This is a genomic window from Bacillus sp. AR4-2 (assembly GCF_008274865.1).
Taxonomy (GTDB): Bacteria; Bacillota; Bacilli; order Bacillales; family Bacillaceae_G; genus Bacillus_A; species Bacillus_A cereus.
Map to the genome: position 1 here is coordinate 1,098,548 of NZ_CP031062.1, position 16,204 is coordinate 1,114,751.

Consider the following 16,204-nt stretch of genomic DNA (forward strand, 5'->3'; position numbering starts at 1 on the left):
AAAGGGTATGAGTTTTAGGATGGAGAGTGGAAATATTGCGTTTTGTAACGGCGAAGAAAGAAGAAAAGGTATTTGTAGGTATTGTAGATGAAGAAGAAGAAAAGGTATTACACTTAAGAGAAGCGCAAAGACAAAAAGGGGAAAAGGTTACAATCCCTATTACAATGTTAGAGTGTATTGAAAGAGGGACTGAATGCTTTGAGAAAGTATGTGAAATTGTAAATTGGGCAAAAGAGAACGGGGAAGCGGCGTATTATCCGTTAACAGAGGTGAAAATATTAGCGCCGATTCCAAGGCCAAGAAAGAATATTTTGTGCGTTGGAAAAAACTATCGTGAGCATGCGGTAGAAATGGGCGGAGTAGAGTCTATTCCAGAAAATATAATGATCTTTACGAAAGCACCAACAACAGTTATTGGCATAAATGAGCAAATTAATGGTCACCCTCATGCAACGGACGAACTAGATTACGAAGGAGAATTAGCTATCATTATTGGTAAGCGAGGGAAACAAATAAAAAAAGAAAAAGCGCTTGAGCATGTTTTTGGTTATACGATTATCAATGATGTAACAGCTCGAGACATTCAAAGAAAACATAAACAGTTTTTCCTTGGGAAAAGCTTCGATACATTTTGTCCGATGGGACCGTATTTAATTCATAAATCGGTGGTTAATGAGCCGAATGCATTACACATTGAAACGATAGTAAATGGAGAAGTAAGGCAAACTTCTAACACAAATAAAATGATTTTTTCAATAGAAGAAATTATTTCAACGATAAGTAAAGGAATGACTTTAGAACCAGGCGATATTATCGCAACAGGAACGCCGGCTGGTGTCGGAAAAGGTTTTACACCACCGAAGTTTTTACATGCTGGTGATGAAGTGGTCATTACAGTAGAAGGAATTGGTACTTTACGAAATGTAGTGAAATAAAGAAAAGAGCTATCTTGTTAAAAGATAGCTCTTTTTTATGGCCTTGGGTTATAGAGGTAATCGATAACGGCAAAAGTGTAAAGACCAATGAATGCAAGTGTACAAATGCCAAATAGTATAACCGTAAGTGCGCTTTTTTCTCGTCCAAAACCAATGATAGTAAGAATAACAGCAGTCCAAAATGATGCTTTCAGTAGTGTGAGTGTAGTAGGAGTTGAGTAATGAAGCCATGTTGTGGAAAGTAGGAAACCAAAGAATGTAACTAAAATAAAAGCTGTAGCTAAATAGTTAATATGTTTACCATATCTTAATAGCATGTCGCACCTCCTTTACGATTTTAAAATACAGAAAATTACAATTTCATCTTAATATAAATGAATATAAAAAGAAAGAGGTTGTCCCAACATGTCGGACAACCTCTCTATCATTACGATAATACAGCTTTAATTTTTTGGAATGCCCACTCTAAATCTTCTTCAGAGATTACTAGAGGTGGTGCGATACGAATTACATTTTCGTGTGTTTCTTTACATAGTAGACCAGCTGCTTTTAGTTGTTCACAGTAAGGACGAGCTGGCTCGTTTAATTCGATACCGATGAATAAACCTTTACCACGAACTTCAGTGATCATTGGGTTATCAATCTCTTTTAATTGCCCAACTAATTTTTCACCTAATTGAAGAGAACGCTCTGTTAATTTTTCTTCTTCTAACACTTCAAGAGCCGCGATAGAAACAGCACATGCAAGTGGATTACCACCGAATGTAGAACCGTGAGAACCTGGCTCAAATACACCTAAAATGTCGCGGTTTGCTGCTACGCAAGAGATCGGGAACACACCGCCGCCAAGTGCTTTACCAAGTATGTACATGTCAGGAGTTACATTGTCCCAGTCACAAGCAAATACTTTACCAGTACGGCCTAAGCCAGTTTGGATTTCATCTGCTACAAATAAAACGTTTTCTTTTTTACATACTTCAAAAGCTTCTTTTAAGTAACCAGCTGGTGGGATATTAATTCCTGCTTCACCTTGAATTGGCTCTAAAATGAATGCTGCTGTGTTTGGTGTAATTGCAGCTTTTAATGCTTCTAAATCACCGTAAGGAATTACAACGATGCCAGGAAGCATTGGACCGAATCCACGCTTGTACTCTTCATTTGAAGACATAGAAACAGAACCCATTGTACGTCCGTGGAAGTTATCTTCACAAACGATGATTTCAGCACGGTTTGCTTCTACTTTCTTCACATCATAAGCCCAGCGACGAACTGTTTTAATTGCAGTTTCAACAGCTTCAGCACCTGTATTCATTGGAAGTACCATTTCTTTATTAGTTAGTTTCGCAACTTTTTCGTACCAAGGACCTAATTGATCGCTATGGAAAGCACGAGAAGTTAACGTAACACGATTAGCTTGGTCAATTAAAGCGTTAATAATTTTCGGGTGACGATGACCTTGGTTTACTGCAGAATATGCACTTAATAAGTCCATATAGCGGTTTCCTTCAGGATCTTCTACCCAAACACCTTCTGCTTTAGAAATAACGATTGGAAGTGGGTGATAGTTATTTGCTCCGTATGTGTCTGTAAGTTCGATAATATCCTTAGTTTGAATCATGATTGTTCCCCCTTTTGTTATTACAAGAAGTTTGTAAATACTCTAAATATTATAGCATTTAAATGTAAAAAAGCGAAACATTTCCTGAAAATAAATGAACATGTTATCATATAGAGTGAAAAAGTGTGAAAAGAGGAGGTAAGGGATACGATGGTACATATGCATATTACAGCATGGGCGTTAGGTTTAATTTTATTCTTCGTTGCGTATTCACTTTATTCAGCAGGAAGAAAAGGGAAAGGTGTACATATGGGGCTTCGCCTAATGTATATCATTATTATTGTGACAGGCTTCATGTTGTACATGAGTATTGTGAAGACAGCAACAGGTAGCATGCACATGTGGTATGGCTTAAAAATGTTAGCTGGTATTTTAGTTATCGGTGGAATGGAAATGGTTCTTGTGAAAATGAGCAAAAACAAACCAACAGGGGCGGTTTGGGGCTTATTTATTGTTGCGCTAGTAGCAGTATTTTACCTTGGGCTGAAATTACCGATTGGCTGGAAAGTATTCTAATAAAAAATAAAGCCACCTTATAATCTCAAAGACTTGGGAGATTATAAGGTGGTTTTTTACTTTATCCCGTAAACATCAGATTGGTGAAGGCTAATAATCAGTGGGCTACCCCACTGATTAAAGTTTCACTTTATGTCGCATCGATATGCAACTCTTCTCCATTTACTTTCGTAAAACGGAACATATTTTTATTTGACGTAGTGTGACGGACGAAATGGTGCTGCAGTGTACAGATCATTTCTTCGTTATCAAACAAAAGAATATTTACTCCTTCGCGTGACTCCTCTTGCGGTAAGAAAGATAAATAATTATGACAATACATGCAATCATATAAAGAGTAGTGAAGTGATTGCAATGATTCGGTTAATAATGTGAAGACAGAGTCAGGTAATTCCTCCAGCCATTCATTATAGCTAAGAAGTAACTTTTTTCGAATACGTATCATTTCACCATTTTGCAAATGGTGTTGCTCGTTGGCGATTTGTAATACATCTTGTTCATAGAAACGGGCTGGTAGCCAATTGTTATTATACAAAATTTCAAACCCATCTTCGGCAATATCTTCTAATAAAAACGCTTCATCATTTTCATCATCAAAGAATACCCACTCATTGTTTATATATTCTACATTACCGACTGTATGAGCACGGGGCTGATTATATAAAATATGTTTACGTTGTATCATACACGATTTCTCCTTTATGAAAAGTAGTTATTCCTGTTATAGACAGTTCGTGCATTCTTTATAACTAGACACATATAGACATAGGTGGGCATACAATAAAACACGTTTTACTGAGTGAAAATGCTATTCCATATGTGGATAGTAGGTTATCGTCAAGTTTTTCATTTTTTTGATCCGCACTCTTAGGGTGGGGATTACTGCACGTTCAAGAAAAGAAATAAGATGGAAGGATGATTTATATGTGCGGGATTACAGGATGGGTGGATTATAAACGCTCATTAGAAGGAGAAAGAGATGTCGTTACGAAGATGGCTGAGACGTTAGCGAAACGGGGGCCGGATGATAATAAAGTTTGGATTAAAGGAAATGTCGCATTTGGGCATAAGCGGTTAATCGTTGTGGATCCTGAGGGCGGTAAACAGCCGATGACTTGTTTAAAAGATGAAACGAATTACGCCATTTGCTATAACGGTGAACTTTATAACACAGAAGACATTCGAAAGGAATTATTAAGAAGAGGATATACGTTCAAAGGTCATTCTGATACAGAAGTATTATTAGCTTCTTATATTGAATGGAAAGAAGAATGTGTCGATCATTTAAACGGTATATATGCGTTTGCAGTATGGGACGAACAGAAAGAACAAGTATTTATTGCGAGAGATCGATTAGGTGTAAAGCCACTTTTTTATAAATATGATAGCGGACGCTTACTATTTGGTTCGGAGTTAAAAGCGATATTGTCGCATCCAGATGTGAAGGCGGAAGTAACGTTAGAAGGATTATCAGAAATATTCGGGCTCGGACCGTCAAGAACGCCTGGCCACGGTATTTATGCTGGTATAAAAGAATTGCGTCCAGGTCATGCGATGACATTTTCAAAGAACGGTTTATGTATATGGAGATATTGGAATGTAGAAAGTAAAAAACATGAAGACTCTTTTGAAGAAACAGTACAGAAAACGCGCTTTTTATTACAAGATGCTATTACAAGACAGCTTGTTTCTGATGTACCACTATGTACTTTTTTATCGGGTGGTGTAGATTCGAGCGCTATTACAGCTATTGCAGCGAAAGAATATGAGAGATCGGGAAAAGGGCAATTACACACGTATTCTATTGATTACGAAGATAATGACAAATACTTTAAAGCGAATGCATTCCAGCCGAATTCAGATGCTCCGTTTATTAATTTAATGACTGAGACATTTCAAACAACCCATCATCGCTGCGTCATTTCGAATGAAAAATTAGCAGAGTATTTAACTGAAGCAGTACTCGTTCGTGATTTGCCTGGTATGGCAGATATCGATTCGTCATTATTATGGTTTTGCCGAGAAATTAAACAAGATTTTGTCGTTGGCTTATCTGGAGAATGTGCAGATGAAATATTTGGTGGATATCCGTGGTTTTATAGAGAAGATGATTTACAATCGAGTGCATTTCCGTGGATGCGTTCTACAGAGGCACGTGAACAACTTCTAAAAAAAGAATGGAGAAATAAATTAAATTTACAACAATATGTACAAAGGCGCTATGAAGAGTCGATTCAAGAAGTTCCTATTTTAGAGGGGGAAAGTCCGCTAGAAGCAAAAAGACGCCAATTATTTTATTTAAATATGGTATGGTTTATGACAACATTATTAGACAGAAAAGACCGCATGAGTATGGGAGCGAGCTTAGAAGTACGTGTTCCATTTGCAGATCATCGTCTTGTCGAATATGCGTGGAATATTCCTTGGGAAATGAAAATGTATAAAAACCGCGAAAAAGGTCTATTACGTAAAGCGTTAGAAGGTGTACTTCCACATGACATCTTATATAGAAAGAAGAGTCCTTATCCGAAAACGCACAATCCGCACTATACAAAAGCAGTAACAGTATGGCTTCAAAATCTATTAACGGATAAAGGTTCAATTTTACACGAACTGTTTGATAAAGAGCAGTTGAGCGGATTAATTCAGTCTGGCGGCAGTGCATTTCAAACACCATGGTTTGGTCAATTGATGACTGGGCCACAGCTTTTAGCTCATTTAGCACAAATTCATGTTTGGTTTAAAGAATATGGGGTAAATATTAAGGAATAAGGGAAAAGCGGCTTACAATTATGTAAGTCGCTTTTTATTAAAGAAATTGTCATATAAAATTCAAAATCATCTTATAAATAATACTTAATTAGAATTATTATTTTGACGTACTTATTATTACTTGTTATAATTGGAAACAAACGTTCTGAAAAAGATTCTCATTTATAAAATTGAGGTGTTATATAGATGACAAAGAAAAGAATAGGTTTACTCGTAATGGCGTATGGAACACCAGAATCATTAGACGATGTAGAGGCATATTATACACATATCCGTCACGGGCGTACACCATCAGAAGAAGCGCTTGAAGATTTAATTGGGCGCTATAAAGCGATTGGTGGAATTTCACCGCTTGCAAAAATTACGAAAGAACAGGCGCATAAATTAACAGATTCAATGAATAACATATTTACAGAGTATGAATTTACTTGTTACTTAGGTTTAAAACATATTGCACCATTTATAGAAGATGCTGTAGAAGAAATGAAGCGTGATGGGATCGAGCAAGCGATTAGTATCGTATTAGCGCCGCATTACTCTACATTTAGCATTAAAGCGTATAATGACCGTGCTATTCGTCTTTCAAAAGAAATCGGTGGTCCTGTTATTGAACCAATTGAACAATGGTATGATGAACCGAAATTTATTTCGTATTGGGCAGACCAAATAAAAGAGACGTTTACAGAAATTGATAATAAAGAGAAAGCAGTCGTAATTTTTTCAGCGCATAGTTTGCCAGAAAAAATTATTGCAGCAGGAGACCCTTATGTAGAACAACTAAAGCATACGGCAGATTTAATTGCAGAAGCTGCAAATATTCAAAACTATACAATCGGTTGGCAAAGTGCTGGGAATACTCCAGATCCGTGGATTGGTCCAGATGTGCAAGATTTAACGAAAGATTTATATGAAGAGCATGGGTACGAATCTTTCATATATTGCCCAGTTGGTTTTGTAGCGGAGCATTTAGAAGTTTTATATGACAACGATTATGAATGTAAAGTTGTAACTGATGGATTAAATGCCAAATATTTTAGACCAAATATGCCGAATGCACAATCAGCATTTATCGACTGTTTGGCTGAAATTGTTTCCAAAAAAGTGAAGGAAATAGTTGACAAAGATTTAGTTTTGAATAATAATTAATTTATAATAATTTTAAATAAATAATAATTACTAAGAAATAAAGAGGAGGATCCCCCTAGATGAATCCAAATAATCGCTTAACAACAAACCAAGGTGCTCCAGTTGGAGACAACCAAAATTCTCGTACAGCTGGTCGTCGTGGACCAGTATTATTAGAAGACTATCATTTAGTAGAAAAACTTGCACACTTTGATCGTGAACGTATTCCAGAGCGCGTTGTGCATGCACGTGGTGCAGGTGCTCACGGTGTATTCGTAACGAAAAATAGTATGAAGCAATATACGAAAGCGGCATTTTTACAAAATGAAGGAACTGAAACGCCTGTATTTGTTCGTTTTTCAACGGTTATTCATGGTCAAGGTTCTCCTGAAACAGCACGTGACCCACGTGGGTTCGCTGTTAAATTTTATACAGAAGAAGGAAACTACGATATCGTAGGTAATCATTTACCAGTTTTCTTCATTCGTGATGCAATTAAATTCCCAGATATGGTACATTCCTTAAAACCAGCACCTGATACGAATATTCAAACGCCAGATCGTTATTGGGATTTCATGACGTTAAGTCCAGAATCTACACATATGATGACATGGGTATTTTCTGATTACGGTACACCAGCAAGCTATCGTGAAATGGAGGGTTTTGGCGTCCATTCATTTAAATGGATTAATGAAGAAGGTAAAATTGTTTATATAAAATACCACTGGAAACCACAGCAAGGTGTACGTAACCTAAATGCGAAAGAAGTGCAAGAAGTACAAGGGAAAGACTTCAATCATGCAACTCGTGACTTGTTCGATGCAATCGAAAAAGGAAATCACCCAAAATGGGATTTACACGTACAAGTTATGCAATTAGATGAAATGGACTCTTTAGACTTTGATCCACTAGATCCAACGAAAGTGTGGCCAGAAGATCGCTTCCCATTAATGGAAGTAGGGACAATGACGTTAAATCGTAATCCGAAAAACTTCTTTGCAGAAGTAGAACAAGTAGCGTTCTCTCCAAGTGCAACTGTAAATGGTATTGAGCCATCGGAAGATAAATTATTACAAGGTCGTTTATTCTCTTACCCAGATACACAACGTTATCGTCTTGGGGCAAATTACTTACAAATTCCTGTAAACTGCCCATACGCAGCTGTTCATAACCAACAACGTGATGGTGCGATGCAAGTAAATCAAAACCCATCTACAATCAACTACGAACCGAGCCGTCATGCTGAAAATCCAGTTGAAGACCCAGCTTACCGCGATTCAACTATGAAAGTAGAAGGCTATGTATCTCGTGAAAAAATTGAGAAACCAAATGACTTTAAACAAGCAGGTGAGCGTTACCGTTCATTCTCTAAAGAAGAGCAAGATAACTTAATTGCAAACTTAACAAATGACTTGAAAGACGTAAATGAACGCACAAAATTATTAGCTGTTTGTAACTTCTTCCGTGCAGATCAAGAATACGGTATGCGTTTAGCGCAGGCATTAAATGTTGATATTACGCAATATGTAGGAAATGCTCCGAAATAAATAGGAAAAGACGACCGGGCTTCGGTCGTCTTTTTTGTATAAAGTTATGTGGGGTATTTCGCATGTAAAACATGTCGGAATTTGTTGGTAAATCGATATCTTGTGTCGAAACGTTGATATATTGAAAGAAACAATCGATATATTTGAAAAATCGTTGATATATCCAAAAAACCGTTAATATATTTCCGGTTATACTAGGTGGGGTATGTTGCCCGGTGTGCAAAAAAGAGATGCAATCTATCATCCATAGATTGCATCTCTTTTTTAGTTCACTCGCTCAGTATACTCATAAGCTTTCTCCCCATGCATCGAAATATCAAGTCCCATATGTTCCTCGTGCTCATCTACCCGGACAGGGAGGAAGAAGTTGATTGCTTTAATAATGGCATACGTCATTATAATTGTGAACGCATATGTTGCGCCGATCGCTACAAGTTGTTTCAACAGCAGCGAGGCGTTTCCGTAAAATAATCCGTTAGCGCCATCGCCGTTTACGGCAGTAGTTGCAAATAATCCTGTCGCAATACCGCCCCAAGTTCCACCGATGCCGTGACATCCGAATGCATCGAGTGTATCGTCGTATCCGAATTTTGTTTTTAAGAAAAAGACCGCTCCGAAGCATAATACGCCGCCAATTGCTCCGATAAGAAGAGCTGAGAAAGGTGTAACGAACCCGCAAGCTGGTGTAATAGCGACTAGACCGGAAACGGCGCCACAAGCAGCTCCCATCGCAGTCGGTTTTGATTGGAAGAACCACTCTGAAAGCATCCAAGTTAATGCTGAGGCAGCAGCAGCTATATTTGTATTAATAAATGCAGTTAAAGCTACATCATTTAAAGATAATGCGCTTCCGACGTTAAAACCGAACCAGCCAAACCATAATAAGCCTGCGCCTAACATTGTAAATGGCAAATGGTGAGGAGAAGAACCATTTATGTTTTTTCGTTTTCCAAGGAAAATAGCTAATACAAGACCAGCAACTCCGGAAGTGATGTGAACGACGTTTCCGCCAGCGAAGTCTAGTGCACCAAGTTCCCTTAGCCACCCGCCGACGCCCCATACCCAATGAGCGACAGGATTGTAAACAATCGTTGTCCATAGAAGGATAAAAATAAGAAAGGCAGAAAATCGCATTCTTTCAGCAAATGCACCTGAAATTAAAGCTGGAGTTAAAATGGCGAACATGAGTTGAAACATCATGAATAAATTGTGAGGAATAGTAGATGAGTAGTCTGGATTTGGTGCGTAGGTAACTCCGTTTAGACCGAACCAATCAAGTGTACCGATAAGCCCGTGCCAATCTGGTCCGAATGATAAAGAATAGCCGATAACAATCCATTGAATCGAAACGATAGCCATTGCACTATAACTATGCATCGTTGTACTGAGTACATTTTTGCTGCGAACCATACCTCCATAAAAAAGTGCCAATCCTGGTGTCATCAACATGACCATTACTGTTGTCACAAACATAAAAACTGTATCTCCCATATTCATGATCTCTCCTCCTGTAATGTTAGAAAAAATAACATCATTTTGTTATGTTTCATATCATATTCGAAATGGAACTAAAAATCAACTAAAAATTCAGAAAAATATATACACGATGTTAGAAAATGTAACATGGATTATTTTGTGAGGATTGAAATCGACATATGCGTTTCGCTTGGATAATTGGTATAATATTCTTACAATTAAAAAATTGGGGGATGCGTGTGGGAAAAATACGGACTAGGAAACTATTCATTTGTTTTTGCTTAGCTTTTGTTTTGTTTGTACCAATACATACTTTTGCAGACGAAAAAAGAGAGTGGCGAGATGAAGTTATATACTCCATTATGATTGATCGCTTCAATAATGGAGAACCGAAAAATGACAAACAATTAGAAGTTGGTAATTTAGAAGGGTATCAAGGCGGGGATATAAGAGGAATTATAAAAAGGTTGGATTACATAAAAGAAATGGGTTTTACTACCGTTATGCTTTCGCCACTTTTTGAAAGTGGAAAGTACGATGGATTAGACGTGCGAAATTTTAAAAAGGTAAATGAACATTTCGGGACAGAAAATGATGTGAAAGAACTTGTAAAAGAAGTTCATGCAAAAGGAATGAAAGTTGTATTTCAATTTCCGCTTGGAGAAAACGAACAACAGGTAATTGACGCAATGAAATGGTGGATAAAAGAAGTTGATTTAGACGGAAGTTATGTTATACATAGTGAAAAAAAGCCGCGTTCCTTTTGGGATAACGCGCAAAAAGATATGCAAGTGATAAAGAAAGGTTTTCGTATTATGACAAAGGAGGATAGCGAATACAACGAAAAAATAGTAGAATCGTTTTCCAAAGCGGATGTATCGGTGAAATCGTTATACGATGTGAGTAAAAAAGAAGGGGAATTTGTTACGTTTTTAGATGATCAAGAAACAAAAAGATATGCGCGTATTGCAAAAGAAAATATGTATTATCCGCCATCACGTTTAAAACTGGCGCTTACTTATTTGTTAACATCACCTGGAATTCCGAATTTTTATTACGGAACTGAAATTGCATTAGATGGAGGAAGTGTACCCGATAATAGACGATTAATGGATTTTAAGTCAGACGAAAAATTTATGCAGCACATAACAAAACTAGGTGAACTTAGGCAGGCGAGACCGTCTTTACGACGCGGTACGTTTGAGCTTCTGTATGATAAGAGCGGGATGAGCATACTAAAACGAAAATATAAAGATGAAGTAACTTTAGTAGCAATTAATAATACGAAAGAAACACAAAAAGTCTCCTTACCTGCAAGTGCAATTGGTGAAAAACAAGAGTTAAGAGGATTGTTGCAGGATGAAATTATAAGAGAGGAAAACGGAAAATTTTATCTCGTTTTAAAGCGTGAAGAATCAAACGTGTATAAAGTTAACGGAGAAACAGGTGTGAATTGGTTATTTATCTCCTTAATCGTTGGTGTGAATGTATTATTTATTGCGTTTTTAATTGCAGTTAAAAGGAAACGTAGATGAGATGAGAAGTTACTCACTCTATGTTCATGTCTTCTTATTGGATTTGTAAGTTTGTTCGGTGGGGCCAGGTTAGGGAGAAAGTCTTCTTCCTAGCCTGTTTTTGTGTCCATACGGATAGAGAAAGACCTTTGAAACGAACAATAATTGCAACTATATTAATTTTACATTACATTAAAAGTTAGAGAATACTCTTATACTAATATAGTGCTAAATAGTAGGTGGAAAAATGGAGTTTTACGATTTGGGTATTACCATTAAAGAGCTTAGAATTAAAAAAAATATATCACAATCCGAATTATGTCATGGAATATGTTCACAAAGTCAAATTAGCAAAATAGAAAAAGGTGTGATTTATCCGTCTAGTATATTATTATATCAATTATCAGAAAGACTTGGTATTGACCCAAATAATATATTTGCATTAACTCAAAACAAAAAATTTAAATATATAGAAAATGTAAAATGTGTAATAAAAGATTGCTTAAAGCAAAAACAATATAATGAACTTTATGAAATCGTGAAAAAAGAGAAAGATGAAAAGAATTTCCAGGCAAAAGAAGATAAACAATTTCTCCTATGGCATGAAGCAATTGCTATATTTGAGGTGAACAGATCCATAAAAACTGCTTTAAAGCTTTTAAATAATGCATTAAAACTAACTTTAACCAATGTTGATTTTTTATCAGAAAGAGAAATAGATATTATGCAGACAATGTCTATATTTTATGCGGAAAATAAAGAATATGATAAAAGTATTACTATATTAAGAAGGTGTTTAACTAATTTTAATAAGTTAGATTTCCCGAGAGATAAAGCGATTAAATTAAAAATCATTTTTAATTTAGCGAAATGTTTAGGTATGACCTATCAATATGAAGAGGCGGTAAAATACATTGATAAAGGAATCAAATTAGCTATTAATCTAAATACTTTATACTTATTAGGTGAACTTTACTATTTAAAGGGATGGAATTTATTAAGATTTAAACAACAGAATGAAGAAGATATTGCAAATAACATGAAAAAAGCATTATTTATATTTGAACTAACAGAAAAAGAAAATCTGATAAGAATGGTTAAAGAAAAATATTTTGAAAACCAAACTGAAAAACCCCACTTATAATTCATTTGGAAATCACTTGAAATATAATAAAACCTACAGGGAAAATCCCTGTAGGTTCTAAACTTCTAAACTTTCTTCTAAAATATTAAGTGTTTAATATAAATTTTTGAATAAGAGTTTACTTAGTGTACTTTTTATTTTGAAGTCTGCATCTTTATTAACCATTTATGCTTCTTTTTAACTCCATCCAAATATAATTAAAATTAAGATGTTTCAAGTCGGAGGAAGGCACTTTGAGGTGTCTTTTTTTTATGACCTTTATCATTAACTATTTAATGTTTTTTTAAATGATTACATGACATAGTTTTTTTGTACCAAGCTTTGTTGATACAGTTAGACTTATCCGTTAGTGTATTTGTATTATTAGAACATCCTACAGTATTTAGGGAGAATGTGGCCAATAAAAACCATAATATTAATTTCTTCAAATAACCACTTCTAACTCTTTTTTAATTAACATTTTTTAAAATACTTATTAATTTTACATTACATTAAAGGTTGGAAAATATTCTTATACTCATAAATTGTTACGTTTCGGCGAGGAGAGGAATTATGAGTTATAGCAATTTTTAAGATGACTTTGGCCTAGGATGTAATTGCTAAGAAAAGTAATTCAAATCGAAGGGAAAACGTCTTAAGGTGTCTTTTCCTTATTTTCAATTTACTTAGCGATTTTTACCGCACATACCCTTTTTTCTATGGTTTGTTCTTGTAATATTGTCTCTACAAGACAAAAAGAAAACTCCTCTAATTAAGAGGAGTTTTCTTTTTAGCGGTAGTTAATGAACTGTACGTCGATTGGTAAATCAGCGCTACGAACAGCTGCGATTACGGCTTGTAAGTCATCACGGCTTTTTGCTGTAACACGTACTTGATCATCTTGTACTTGTGTTTTTACTTTTAATTTCATTTCTTTAATGATGTTGTTAATTTTTTTCGCGTTATCTTTATCGATACCTTGTTGAAGTGTTGCGCGTTGGCGAACAGTGTTGCCAGTTGCAGCTTCAACTTTTCCGTAATCTAAGTTCTTAATTGGAACGTTACGTTTTACAAGTTTAGAGATAAGAACGTCTTTTACTTGCTCTAATTTAAACTCGTCATCAGAAGTTAAAACAAGTACTTCTTTTTCTAATTTAATATCACTTTTACTTCCTTTAAAGTCATATCGGTTTTGGATTTCTTTTAATGCGATATTAATTGCGTTTGTTACTTCAGGTAATTCTACTTTCGAAACGATGTCAAAAGAACTATCTTTTGCCATAGTTAGCACCTCCAAATAAATTTCTAATCTTGTTATGTACTGTACATACTAAAGTATAGCTGAAAACGAGTCTAGACTTAAGTGTTTTCGTACTTATATTCATGTAACCTCATTTTATTATAGTGAATTTTGGGCAGTTGGACAAATACAGGAAAAATCATGTTATAATTAACTTTTGTTTGGAATGATAAAAAAGATAATTTTATATATATAGAAGGGAATTAAAAAATATGTATTTGCAAATAGGATCGATTGAACAGGTAACTGTTTTACGCGAAACGGAAATCGGATATATGGTTGGGAATGAAGAAGAAGAAATTTTCCTACATAAAAACGAAGTAGCTGGAGAAATTGAAGAAGGCGATACGATTGATGTATTCTTATACCTTGATCACCAAAATCGTATTTCAGCAACAATGAAGGAACCAATTATTACAACTTATGATTGGAACTGGGTAAAGGTTGTAGAAGTTATTCCTAGTTTAGGTGTGTTTGTTGATATTGGTGTGTCAAAAGATATACTAATTCCAGCTGATGAGTTCCCGATTTATATGCCGGTATGGCCAGAAGTAGGCGACGAATTATATTGTACGTTAAAATTAACGAATCGTGATCGTTTAATCGCTCTTCCAGCGAGAGACAGTGATATGCAAGAAATTATCGTAGATGCAACGCCATCTATGCGTAATAAAAATGTAAATGGACGTGTATATCGTTCGCTTCAAGTAGGTTCATTCGTTTTAACAGATGAACATTTCCGTGCTTTCTTACACCATACAGAAAGAAAAGAACAAGTCCGCATCGGTCAGCGTGTAACAGGACGTATTATTGACGTCAAAGATGACGGTACAATTAACATTTCACTTCTTCCTCGTAAAGAAGAAGGAATGGAAGACGATGCTGCAGTAATTTATGCATATATGGAAGAACGAGGCGGAGCAATGCCGTTTTGGGATAAGAGCCATCCAGAAGATATTAAAGAACGCTTTAACATGAGTAAAGCTGCATTTAAGCGCGCACTTGGTAAGTTGATGAAAGAAGAAAAGGTTTACCAAGAAGAAGGTTGGACTTACTTTAAGAAATAAGATGAAAGATTAAAAAGCACACCCTTATCTAAAAAGATAAGGGTGTGCTTTTTTTAATTTCCTTGCGGAGAAACAAGAGTAAACGTATCTTTCAAATCACTATCATTTATTTTAATATTTGCCTTTTTTAATTCCTCTTGTAACAATTTTTTGCTGAATACAGGATCAGCAGTACGTTCTTCCTCTAAGTTTTTGCGAATAGAGTCTTTCACTTCATCATAAGGCTTTAAAGCTTTTTTATCAGTTAATTTAATAACGTGATAACCGTTTGATGATTTTACGGGATTGCTAATTTGTCCAACATTTAGTTTGTAGGCAGCCGTTTCGAATTCAGGAGCCATTGTACCTGAATTGAAGTATCCAAGGTCTCCGCCTTTATCTTTTGATAGTAGATCTTGTGATTCTTGTTTTGCTAATTCTTCAAATGAAGCACCAGCATCTAGTTTACTCTTTATTTCTTTCGCTTCATTTTCGTCACTTACTAAAATGTGACTCGCTTTAATTTCTGGCTTATAGTGGTCTTTTATGTCTTTTTCTGTAATGCTTTTCTTAATCGCTTCATTCATAGCAAGTTTGAACTTAATTTGATTTTTGAAGTCCTCTTCATCTTTTAAACCATAATTTTCTAATACTTTTTTGAATTGATCTCCATATTGTTTTTTTACTTTTTCTACTTCTTTATTTACCTCTTCATCAGGTACTTTATATTTTTTTGTGATGACGTCTTGTGCCATCATTTCGTATAGCATGTCTTTTCCGTAACGATCTTTCAATTGTTTTTCGAAGTTATCCTTTGTAATGGTCGAGTCTGTTGCTGTAGCGACTGTAGCTGAGCCATTCTTTTGTCCGCAAGCAGATAGCATCAATATACTTATTAGTGCAGTAATAATGAAAATATGTTTCCCTCTCATGCCAACACCTCATCCGAATATGTTATCGCTATTGTAGAATATAGAAGTGAACATGAAGTGAATTTTTAATGTTTTTTTCCTTTAAAATGTAAAAAAGTACATCAACATAATTGTTGATGTACGATGGAATCAAAGGTGATCGGTCTTTTTAGAATATGCACGTTTACCTTGCTGAATATTTTTTTGCTCTTGCTCATTTTTTTGTGTGCGTTTTGCGTTATTATCGCGTGCTTTTTTGTCGTTATCACTCGTATGTGGCATATGTATCAACTCCATTTCTAAACGTTGTACGTTTATCAT

The 16,204-nt window shown here is 35.5% G+C and carries 15 protein-coding genes; 8 read left to right on the plus strand and 7 right to left on the minus strand.

Annotated features, from left to right (window positions below; genetic code table 11):
• Positions 1-35 precede the first annotated feature (35 nt).
• Entirely contained in the window at positions 36-935 is a 900-nt protein-coding gene (locus DN399_RS05740) for a fumarylacetoacetate hydrolase family protein (protein WP_179953526.1), read from the plus strand.
• Positions 936-970: 35 nt separating this feature from the next.
• Here DN399_RS05740 and DN399_RS05745 read toward each other — a convergent pair whose 3' ends face one another.
• The gene (locus DN399_RS05745; RefSeq protein ID WP_000926857.1) at positions 971-1,252 is read right to left on the minus strand and encodes a hypothetical protein; all 282 of its coding nucleotides are present in this window, start codon (positions 1,250-1,252) and stop codon (positions 971-973) included.
• A gap of 110 nt (positions 1,253-1,362) precedes the next feature.
• Positions 1,363-2,553 (minus strand): ornithine aminotransferase, encoded by a 1,191-nt coding sequence (gene rocD, locus DN399_RS05750; protein ID WP_000616658.1) that lies wholly within the window; start codon positions 2,551-2,553, stop codon positions 1,363-1,365.
• Between the two features lie 150 nt (positions 2,554-2,703).
• Between rocD and DN399_RS05755 the strand changes: the two genes are divergently transcribed.
• Positions 2,704-3,069: a YisL family protein gene (locus tag DN399_RS05755; RefSeq protein ID WP_000233494.1), complete on the plus strand. Its 366-nt coding sequence runs from the start codon at positions 2,704-2,706 to the stop codon at positions 3,067-3,069.
• Between the two features lie 130 nt (positions 3,070-3,199).
• On the opposite strand, the gene DN399_RS05760 is transcribed toward DN399_RS05755, so the two are convergent.
• Positions 3,200-3,754, minus strand: a complete 555-nt coding sequence (locus DN399_RS05760; protein ID WP_000616046.1) for a DUF2777 domain-containing protein — start codon at positions 3,752-3,754, stop codon at positions 3,200-3,202.
• A gap of 239 nt (positions 3,755-3,993) precedes the next feature.
• On the opposite strand from DN399_RS05760, the gene asnB reads away from it, so the two are divergent.
• From asnB to katB, 3 genes are all read left to right on the plus strand, one after another.
• Positions 3,994-5,841, plus strand: a complete 1,848-nt coding sequence (gene asnB / locus DN399_RS05765; RefSeq protein WP_149149403.1) for an asparagine synthase (glutamine-hydrolyzing) — start codon at positions 3,994-3,996, stop codon at positions 5,839-5,841.
• A gap of 186 nt (positions 5,842-6,027) precedes the next feature.
• Positions 6,028-6,987 (plus strand): ferrochelatase, encoded by a 960-nt coding sequence (gene hemH, locus DN399_RS05770; RefSeq protein ID WP_049108553.1) that lies wholly within the window; start codon positions 6,028-6,030, stop codon positions 6,985-6,987.
• A 59-nt stretch (positions 6,988-7,046) separates the two neighbouring features.
• Entirely contained in the window at positions 7,047-8,513 is a 1,467-nt protein-coding gene (katB, locus tag DN399_RS05775; RefSeq protein ID WP_001069179.1) for a catalase KatB, read from the plus strand.
• A gap of 264 nt (positions 8,514-8,777) precedes the next feature.
• Here the strand turns inward: katB and DN399_RS05780 are convergent, their stop codons facing one another.
• Positions 8,778-10,010 (minus strand): ammonium transporter, encoded by a 1,233-nt coding sequence (locus DN399_RS05780; RefSeq protein ID WP_001055855.1) that lies wholly within the window; start codon positions 10,008-10,010, stop codon positions 8,778-8,780.
• A gap of 158 nt (positions 10,011-10,168) precedes the next feature.
• Between DN399_RS05780 and DN399_RS05785 the strand changes: the two genes are divergently transcribed.
• Entirely contained in the window at positions 10,169-11,524 is a 1,356-nt protein-coding gene (locus tag DN399_RS05785; RefSeq protein ID WP_049108555.1) for an alpha-amylase family glycosyl hydrolase, read from the plus strand.
• Between the two features lie 226 nt (positions 11,525-11,750).
• Positions 11,751-12,647 (plus strand): helix-turn-helix domain-containing protein, encoded by an 897-nt coding sequence (locus DN399_RS05790; RefSeq protein WP_049108556.1) that lies wholly within the window; start codon positions 11,751-11,753, stop codon positions 12,645-12,647.
• A gap of 769 nt (positions 12,648-13,416) precedes the next feature.
• Here the strand turns inward: DN399_RS05790 and DN399_RS05800 are convergent.
• Positions 13,417-13,908: a YajQ family cyclic di-GMP-binding protein gene (locus DN399_RS05800; protein ID WP_001040149.1), complete on the minus strand. Its 492-nt coding sequence runs from the start codon at positions 13,906-13,908 to the stop codon at positions 13,417-13,419.
• A gap of 230 nt (positions 13,909-14,138) precedes the next feature.
• Between DN399_RS05800 and DN399_RS05805 the strand changes: the two genes are divergently transcribed.
• On the plus strand, positions 14,139-14,993 hold the full coding sequence (locus DN399_RS05805) for a CvfB family protein (RefSeq protein WP_000281262.1): 855 nt from the start codon (positions 14,139-14,141) through the stop codon (positions 14,991-14,993).
• 53 nt (positions 14,994-15,046) lie between these two features.
• On the opposite strand, the gene prsA is transcribed toward DN399_RS05805, so the two are convergent.
• Both prsA and DN399_RS05815 read right to left on the minus strand, forming a co-directional pair.
• Positions 15,047-15,904, minus strand: coding sequence for a peptidylprolyl isomerase PrsA (prsA, locus tag DN399_RS05810; protein WP_001214211.1), 858 nt, complete (start codon positions 15,902-15,904; stop codon positions 15,047-15,049).
• A gap of 129 nt (positions 15,905-16,033) precedes the next feature.
• On the minus strand, positions 16,034-16,165 hold the full coding sequence (locus DN399_RS05815) for a DUF3941 domain-containing protein (protein WP_001120851.1): 132 nt from the start codon (positions 16,163-16,165) through the stop codon (positions 16,034-16,036).
• Between the last annotated feature and the right edge of the window lie 39 nt (positions 16,166-16,204).